The 639-nt window shown below is 34.6% G+C and carries 1 protein-coding gene; it reads right to left on the bottom strand.

All coding sequences use genetic code 11. From position 1 onward, the window contains the following. Positions 1 to 161: 161 nt before the first annotated feature. On the bottom strand, positions 162 to 335 hold the full coding sequence (gene rpsU / locus ACYQ2O_RS12620; RefSeq protein WP_091263960.1) for a 30S ribosomal protein S21: 174 nt from the start codon (positions 333 to 335) through the stop codon (positions 162 to 164). Positions 336 to 639 lie beyond the last annotated feature (304 nt).

Below are 639 nucleotides of genomic sequence, written 5' to 3' on the forward strand. Positions count from 1 at the left end.
GTCATTTTTGTTTTATACTTATCCATGCTGTAAGTCCTTTGTTTTGGTCTTGGATAAGTCATCCAACCCCATTATAAAGGACTTTTTTATGTCATGAAACAGTTAAATTTTTAATGCAACACTAGTGATGAGATATAAACTTTAATAATATAGGTGCTCTATTAGAATTTACGCTTGCGTGCTTCCTCAGATTTCTTTTTACGTTTAACACTAGGCTTTTCATAGTACTCACGTTTACGGGCTTCTTTCAATGTACCCGTTTTAGATACGGAACGTTTGAAACGACGAAGAGCATCATCAAGACTTTCACCTTTTTTGATATCTGTTTTAGTCAACGTTGTTCCCCTCCCCTCGTACGTTCAGGGCGTTCCTATTGCTTTGTAAAATCATATTAGTCACAATTGGTCTTCCCTATCAATAAATGATGTAACTGTTGATTATGCACTTGCACATAATAACAATTCATTAATCATTATATACAAATAAAGAGAGAGCGTCAACACCATGCCCAAAATTGTATGTGTCAAGACTTTGGCGGAAACTTTTTTTCTAGAGATGGTAACTCTTCAATTTTAATATTAAAATGGCTCATTCTGTGTGTTTCATTACCCAAACATTTTCTTCAGTTGTCCCATTGGA

The sequence above is a fragment of the Alkalibacterium sp. m-11 genome (assembly GCF_054658155.1).